Below are 7574 nucleotides of genomic sequence, written 5' to 3' on the forward strand. Positions count from 1 at the left end.
ACCGGTGGGCGGGGAGTGGGTGGTGATCCCACCACACTCGCTACTCGTTGGTAGCGACGGCTGGGCGGCGAGCCGCCGGGAGTGGCGCACGGGACTGGTGGGCGGGCGACCACTCTGCGTGGCCTCGATCGGTGTCGTGGTGTGATGCTCACCTTCCTCAGGGGCATACCGGGCGGCGAGCCTGGTGCGGGCAGCAGGGGAGCTGCCGCGTCCATCGATTGGGGAACCCTGTGAAGAAGCCTCAAGCCGGGCTGACATCAGGCACGACGTGGTGGCGGGCCCCGGAGGGCAGGAGCGCACGCCTGAAGGAGGTCATCACGGCCGAACTGTGCGACACACTCTTCGGCTCCCTCTCCAGACGTGACCAACGGGAGAAGGGCGAGCAGTACCTTCGGGCACTGCTGGAGGCACAGGGCAGGAAGTCCATCAGGAACCTCGCCACGCATCTGGGCGGCGCGGCGGCGGAACAGCGGTTACAGCACTTCATATCGAACGCGCCGTGGGACTGGATGCCGGTCCGCGACGCGCTCGCCTCCTATCTGGAGCGGAAGAATCTGCCCCAGGCCTATGTGGTGCGGGCGCTGTCCATCCCCAAGGCGGGCAATCAGTCCGTCGGCGTGAACCAGGGCTTCGACCCCCACCTCGGCAGGATCTTCCGGGGGCAGCGCGCGTTCGGCATGTGGCACGCCTCTCCGGCGCTGAGCGTCCCGGTCAACTGGCGGATGTTTCTCCCGGAGACCTGCTTCGACCAGGAGCCGGCCGGCCGCTCCGACGCGGCCCCCACGGAGAACCCGAAGGAGACGCTGGAGGAGTGCGCGGTCAAGTCCGTACTGGAGACCCTGCCGCTGCGGGGCGTACCGCTCGCGCCCGTGGTGCTGGATCTGCCGATGGGCCGGGTCGACGCCGCGTTCCGGCGGTTCGCGGACGCGGGCGTGCCGGCCGTGGCCCGGGTGCGTCCGACGACCCGGCTCACCGTCGAGGACCCGGCGCTCGCCGGCTTCTCCGGGGGGCCGCTCCAGGCCCGGCAGATCGCGATGTCGGCCCGGTCGCTGCGCCGCCCCGTCACCTGGGCGGACCCCGCCACCCCGAACGCCTCCCACCACTCCCTGGTGGCGACCGTGCAGGTACGGGAGTTGGGCCGGCCGGCGGGCCCGCGCAACCCGGCCGACGGGCGGCTGCTGCTGCTCGCGGAGTGGCAGGACCCCCAGCGGGTCCCGGAGAATCTGTGGGTGGCCAACGCCCACATGCTCCGCGCCGAGGCGCTGCTGCTCGTCACCAAACTCACCTCCCGGGTCGACCTCGACGTCACACAGGTCGGCTTCAACACCGGGCTGCGGGACTTCGAGGGACGGTCGCTGCGCGGCTGGCACCGGCACATGTCACTCGCCTCCGCCGCCCACGCGATAGAGATCCTCTCCTCCACCGAGGGCCGGCGCACCGCGCAGCGGACACACCGTCAGGTGTCGCGGCTGTCGGCCTGATCGCGCCTGCCGGGTCCATGGCGGTGCCGCAGCACCTGCCGGGTCCGCAGCAGCCGCAGTGCCAGCTGGATCTCCAGGGCGTCGGACGGCTCCTGCCACTTCGGCCCCAGCAGTTCGGTCAGCCGCTCCAGCCGCCGGGAGACCGTGTTCGCGTGGACGTGCAGCACCCCGGCCGCCCGGGTCGGGCTGGCGTGTGAACTGAAGTAGGCGTCCAGCGTGCGTACCAGCTCGGTGTCCCGTTCGTTGTCGTAGTCGAGGACGGCGCCGAGCGTCGAGTTGATGTACCGATCGACATCGTGGTCGTCGGAGAGCAGCACCCCCAGAAAGCCCAGGTCCTCCGTCGCCGCAGCGCTGCCCTGTCCATCAATGGCGATCAGGGCGTCCAGGCAGCGCTGTGCCTCCCGGTAGACCTCCCTGATCGCGGCCAGATCGCGGGTCGGGCCCGCCGCGCCCACCGAGACCGGCTGCGCGAGCAGCGGAGACAGCTCATGGTGCACGGACTGCGCGATCGCCGAAGGGTTCTCGCCCGGCAGCAGCAGAAGAATGCAGCCGTTGCGCACCGTCTTCAGCCCGGACCTGCGGTGGGCGTACGAGGAGGCCCACACCACGGCACGCCCCTGCTCACTGCCCTCCACCCGGATGACCAGGAGGGCGTGCGGCCGTTTGGGATCGATGCCCACCCTGCGGGCCTGCTCCGCCAGATGCCGTACGGAACGGTTGGAGTCGGCGAGCAGATTGTCGAACAGCTCGTCCCGCACCGGGCCGGCCGCCACCGCCGTGCTCCGCTGGAGCAGCAGCACCAGGGCGACCGCCTGCCCCGCGAAGTGCAGGAACTTGGCCTCCTCGTCGGAGAGCGGCCGTTGGGTACGGGTGATCAGCGCCCCGAGATCCTCCGCGCCGGCGATGACGGGCGCGGCCCAGAGCGTGGGGCCGAGGGCGATCGGGGCCCGCATGGCGAGCGCGTCCAGGCTCGCCTTCGCGGTGACGGCGGCGTCCACGTCCTGCGGAGCGCCCACGCCGACGATGAGACAGCCGGCCGCGTCGTGCACGGCGACCGATCCGTTGAGGACGTCCCCCGCGACCGTGGCGACGTCGCGGAGGTCGCAGCCGTCCAGCACCATCCCGGCCAGCTTCCCCCTCGCCTCGGAGAGGAAGCGCGACCGGGAGGAGATGGCCAGCTCCCTGGCGCGCCGCGCGCCCACGTCGGCCAGATCGGTCTGGACGCGTTCCATCAGCCGGGTCCGGTCGAGGGCCGTGCCGGCGAGGTCGGCGAGCGATCGCATCAGGCCGATCTCGTCGGGGGTGAAGTGTCTGATCTTCCGGTCCGCAGCGTAGAGCGCGCCCACCGTCTTGCCGTTGTGGCGCATGGGCACGGCGAGGATCGCGCGCAGCCCTTCGGCCCGTACCACCTCGTCGACCCGGTCGGAGCGGGGGAAGGCGGTGTCGCCGAGGTAGTCGGCGGTCCACAGGGGTCCCCCCTCGCCCTGGGCCACCTCGCCCAGGCCGTGCCCCTCCTCGATCTCCAGACCCACGTTGAACATGGTGGTCTCGCCGTCCGAGGCGTGGACGTAGGAGCCGCCCTCGGGACGGGGCAGGCTGACGTAGGAGACGTCGCAGCCCAGCAGCCGGCGGGCCCGCGCGGTGACGACGCTGAGCAGATACTCGGGATCCTGGATCGAGTTGATCTCCCGCGCCGCGTCGATCAGCGAGGCCATCGCCGCCTCGCGCCGCCGCCGCTGCTCGGTGGCCTCCCCGATGGCCAGCCCCAGATGCACCGCGCGCTCCAGGGCGGCGAACGCCGGGGCCGGCATCGCGGTGCCCTGGGCCTGCCTCAGTAACTCCTCCAGATGGGTTCTGGGGACCTCTCGTGCCACCAGCTCGAACACGGTCAGCGCATGGGTCTGGTCAACCAGCTCTTCCGACATCGAACAGCCCCCCGGAGTAAATTTTGAATCAAATGTGAGGAAGATCGTAAGTCTCTGTGATCATGAGGGTCAACGGATCGGGTCCCGGGGTGATCCCCTAGGTGTGACCCGGGCACCACCCCTGGGGGGACCGGGTGTCGCGGGCCCACCTTCCGGCGGCAACTTCCCTCCGGAGACGATGAATCGAGGGGTTTTTGAGGGGGTTCATCCCCCTGTATCCGAAGGGATGTCCATACCAATGACAGAGATCAAGAGCTATACGCGCTCGCTTGAGCGCAGCAGGACCGCCCGCACCCGGAACGACCGCCCGCCGGTCTTCACGATGGCGGGACGGGAGTGGGATCTGCTGGACGACGTCTTCGCGCCGCCCTTCACCAGATCCACCGGCATCGCCATGGATCTGCTGGACCTCCACGAGAGCCCCGCGCCGAGAACCGGATCGTTCCTGGAGGTCGGCTGCGGCACCGGGATCATCGCGATCTCCGCCGCGCTGGCCGGCTGCGACCGCGTCGTCGCGACCGACATCAACCCCGGCGCGGCGAAGAACGCCGAACTCAACGCCCGGCGTCACGGTGTGGCGGACCGGATCGACGCGCTGTGCGGAGATCTCTTCGGCGCGGTCCCGCCCGGCGAGCGATTCGACACAATCTACTGGCATTCGAATTTCGTCCTGGCTCCGGAAGACTACCAATACGAGACGGATCACGACCGGGCCTATGTCGACCCCGGCTATCGGGCGCACGAGCGCTATCTGGCGGAGGCGAACGGTCTGCTGACCGAAGGCGGCCGTGTGCTGCTGCACTTCAGCGACCGGGGGAACATAGCCCTGCTGCACGACATCGCCGCACGGTGCGGAAGGGAGTTAGCCGTGGTCCGAACCAGGAGCGACCGCGAGGGCGAGGACACGGTGGAACACATTCTGTTCGAGGTGCGGGCCATTCGCCGCTGAACACCCGGCAGCCCGCACTCTCTTCACTCGCAGAGCCGTCCTGCGAGCCCGGTCGCCTACCAACGGACAGAATATGCGCACTCTCCTCGTCGACAACTATGACTCCTTCACCTACAACCTCCACCACTACCTCGCCGAGGTGAGCGGAGTCGAACCCGTCGTCATCCGCAACGACGAACCCGGGTGGCGGATCGACCTGCTCCGGGAATTCGACAATGTCGTGCTGTCGCCCGGGCCGGGAAGCCCGGAGGTCCCCGCCGATTTCGGCATCTGCCGCGAAATCCTCGAACACGGCGGAATTCCCACCCTCGGCGTCTGTCTCGGCCACCAGGGCGCCGCCCTGCTGCACGGGGCCACCGTCGGCCTCGCGCCGGAGCCCCGCCACGGACGCGTCTCGCCGGTGCGGCACCTCGGCGAGGGGCTCTTCGCGGGCCTGCCCTCGCCCTTCGACGCGGTGCGCTACCACTCGCTCGCCGTCACCGGTCTGCCGGACGAGCTGGAGGCCGACGCCTGGACGCCGGACGGTGTGCTCATGGGGTTCAGACACCGGCTGCGCCCGCTCTGGGGAGTGCAGTTCCATCCTGAGTCCATTCTGACGCGACACGGTCACGACCTGCTCGCCAACTTCATGCGCCTCTCCCGCGACTGGCACACCGCACAGGGCCCCCGGCCGGCCCGGCCCGCCGTGAGCGCCCCCGAACCGGCCCCCGCCGCCGCCCCGGCGGCTCAGGAGCGGCCCGTTCGCGGACTGCGGGTCCTCGTGGAGCGGACGGCCGCGCCCCAGGACACCGAGCACGTCTTCGAACGGCTCTTCAAGGGCAGCGAGCACTCCTTCTGGCTGGACAGCAGCCGGCCCGACGACGGGGCCGGCCGCTTCTCGGTGATGGGCGACGCCTCGGGCCCGCTCGCCCGGGTGGCGAAGGCCAACGCGTGGGACGGCACGGTGACGGTGCACTCGGCCGACGGCGAGGACACCTTCACCGGCAGCTTCTTCGACTGGCTCAAGGAGGATCTCCGGACCGTCGAGGCGGACATTCCTGAGGTTCCCTTCGACTTCACGCTCGGGTGGGTCGGTTATCTCGGCTACGAACTCAAGGCGGAGTGCGGGGGTGAGCGGGCGCACAAGTCGGAGGACGCGGACGCGGTCATGCTCTTCGCCGACCGCGCGGTCGTCGTCGACCACGCCACCGGGGACGCCTATCTGCTGGCCCTCACCGACCCTCGGGACGAGAGCGCGGCGCGTGCCTGGATCGGCTCCGCCGCCGCCGGGCTGGCGGAACCGGGCGGAGCGGCCCTGCCGGCGGCCGGGGCGGACGCCGGTCTCCATGACGTGACCCTGCGCCACGATCATGATGCCTACCTGAGAATGATAAGTACCTGTCAAGAGGAGATAGTGGCGGGGGAGACCTACGAGGTCTGCCTGACCAATATGATCGAGGCCCGGGGAGAGCTGGACCCGCTGGACGGCTACCGGTTCCTGCGCCGGCTCAGCCCGGCCCCGTACGGCGCGCTGCTCTCCTGCGGAGAGCTCTCCGTACTCAGCACCTCCCCCGAGTGCTTCCTGCGGGTCGGCTCCGACCGGGTCGTCGAATCCAGGCCGATCAAGGGCACCCGGCCGCGCGGCGGCACCGCCGAGGAGGACGCCGCGCTGGTGGCCGATCTGCTCGCCAACGAGAAGGACCGCGCCGAGAATCTGATGATCGTCGACCTGGTCCGCAACGACCTCGGCCGGTGCGCCGAGATCGGATCGGTCGACGCGGGCGACATCTTCCGGGTCGAGACCTACGCGACCGTGCACCAGCTGGTGAGCACCGTCCGCGCGCGGCTGCGCCCCGGTGTGAGCGCCGTCGACTGCGCACGGGCCGCCTTCCCCGCCGGGTCCATGACCGGCGCGCCGAAGATCCGCACCATGCAGATCATCGACGCTCTCGAAGAGGGGCCGAGGGGCGTCTACTCCGGAGCGATCGGCTACTTCTCACTCTCCGGCACGGCCCAGCTGAGCGTGGTGATCAGAACGGCCGTCGTCACTCCCGGGAGAGTCCGCTACGGAGTCGGCGGGGCGGTCGTCGCCCTGTCGGACCCGGAGTCCGAGTTCGAGGAGACCGCTGTCAAGGCGAGGCCCCTGCTGGCCCTCGCCGGGGCCGAGTTCCCGGGGCTGGTCACCGGGGCGCTCCCGGTCTGAGACCGCTCGCGTCCGGGATCGCGGTGCGGCACGGCGGTGCGCCATGGGACGGACCGGCCCATGGCGCTCAGCCGCCGGCCGCGCCGGGGGCGGCGACCGCCTGCCGCATCAGCTCGACGGGGACATCGGTCCGCCCGGTCATCAGCGAGACCTGGGCCGCCGCCTGGTGCAGCAGCATGGACAGCCCGCCGACGACCGTCCCGCCGAGGGCGGCCACCGCGACGGCGCTCCGGGTCGGCCAGGGGGAGTAGACGACATCGAGCAGCCCCTCGCAGCGCAGGGCGTCGGCGAAGCCGTCCGCCGCGCCCGCCGGGAGGGTGGAGATCACCAGCTCCGCGCGGGCCCCCGCGTCCTCGGCGAAGGACAGGGGGCGGACCGAGATCCGGCTGCCGAGGCGCTCGGCGGCCTCCTCGACCAGGGTCGCGCGCGAGCGGTCCCGTACCAGGACCACCGCCTCGGGCAGTCCGAGCCGGTGCAGGGCCGCCAGCGCGGAGCAGGCGGTCGCGCCGCCGCCCAGGACGACGGCCGAGCCGGGGGCGGTGACCCCCGCCTCGCCCAGCGCCGCGACGATGCCGTGGACATCGGTGTTCTCGCCGTGCCGCCCGTCCTCGCGGAGGAGCACGGTGTTGACCCCGCCGACCGCGCGGGCGAGATCGCTCACCGAGTCCAGCAGCGGGATCACCGCCCGCTTCAGCGGCATGGTGAGGGAGAGCCCGGCCCACGAGGAGTCGAGTCCCCGGAGGAAACCGGGGAGTCCGGGCTCCGCGCACTCGACGGCCGAGTAGGTCCAGTCGAGACCCATGCCCCGGTGGGCGGCCCGGTGCAGCAGGGGCGAGAGCGAGTGCGCGATCGGGGAGCCGAGGACGGCGGCGCGTACCGGACCGTCGCTCACCGCAGGGCCCGGGTGTACGCGGCGAGGAGTACGGCGGGGTCGGGGCCCTCCAGGACGGTGGGCTTGGCGAGGCCGTCGAGGACGATGAAGCGGAGCAGATTGCCCCGGGACTTCTTGTCGACCTTCATGGTCTGAAGGAGTTTGG

The 7574-nt window shown here is 71.0% G+C and carries 5 protein-coding genes and 1 pseudogene; 3 read left to right on the forward strand and 3 right to left on the reverse strand.

The window, feature by feature from the left end:
* Positions 1–230 precede the first annotated feature (230 nt).
* Positions 231–1481 (forward strand): IS701 family transposase, encoded by a 1251-nt coding sequence (locus ABD371_RS25845; RefSeq protein ID WP_344481216.1) that lies wholly within the window; start codon positions 231–233, stop codon positions 1479–1481.
* Here ABD371_RS25845 and ABD371_RS25850 read toward each other — a convergent pair.
* Positions 1457–3406, reverse strand: coding sequence for a helix-turn-helix domain-containing protein (locus ABD371_RS25850; protein WP_344481219.1), 1950 nt, complete (start codon positions 3404–3406; stop codon positions 1457–1459). The genes ABD371_RS25845 and ABD371_RS25850 overlap by 25 nt on opposite strands.
* 238 nt (positions 3407–3644) lie before the next feature.
* Between ABD371_RS25850 and ABD371_RS25855 the strand changes: the two genes are divergently transcribed.
* Both ABD371_RS25855 and pabB read left to right on the forward strand, forming a co-directional pair.
* The gene (locus ABD371_RS25855; RefSeq protein WP_344481225.1) at positions 3645–4355 is read left to right on the forward strand and encodes a methyltransferase domain-containing protein; all 711 of its coding nucleotides are present in this window, start codon (positions 3645–3647) and stop codon (positions 4353–4355) included.
* 73 nt (positions 4356–4428) lie between these two features.
* Positions 4429–6537: an aminodeoxychorismate synthase component I gene (gene pabB, locus ABD371_RS25860; RefSeq protein WP_344481231.1), complete on the forward strand. Its 2109-nt coding sequence runs from the start codon at positions 4429–4431 to the stop codon at positions 6535–6537.
* Positions 6538–6604: 67 nt separating this feature from the next.
* Here the strand turns inward: pabB and ABD371_RS25865 are convergent, their stop codons facing one another.
* Together ABD371_RS25865 and ABD371_RS25870 are read right to left on the reverse strand one after the other, a co-directional pair.
* Positions 6605–7429: a shikimate dehydrogenase gene (locus ABD371_RS25865; protein ID WP_344481234.1), complete on the reverse strand. Its 825-nt coding sequence runs from the start codon at positions 7427–7429 to the stop codon at positions 6605–6607.
* Positions 7426–7574 (reverse strand): annotated as a pseudogene (locus tag ABD371_RS25870) (3-dehydroquinate synthase); the annotation flags it as partial. The gene ABD371_RS25865 and the pseudogene ABD371_RS25870, both read right to left, overlap by 4 nt.

Origin of the sequence: Streptomyces amakusaensis, from assembly GCF_039532665.1 — a bacterium.
Taxonomy (GTDB): domain Bacteria; phylum Actinomycetota; class Actinomycetes; order Streptomycetales; family Streptomycetaceae; genus Streptomyces; species Streptomyces amakusaensis.

Coding starts and splice junctions, on each gene's coding strand:
- ABD371_RS25850 (WP_344481219.1), bottom strand. CDS start 3,406: ATGTCGGAAGAGCTGGTTGACCAGACCCATGCGCTGACCGTGTTCGAG.
- ABD371_RS25855 (WP_344481225.1), top strand. CDS start 3,645: ATGACAGAGATCAAGAGCTATACGCGCTCGCTTGAGCGCAGCAGGACC.
- pabB (WP_344481231.1), top strand. CDS start 4,429: ATGCGCACTCTCCTCGTCGACAACTATGACTCCTTCACCTACAACCTC.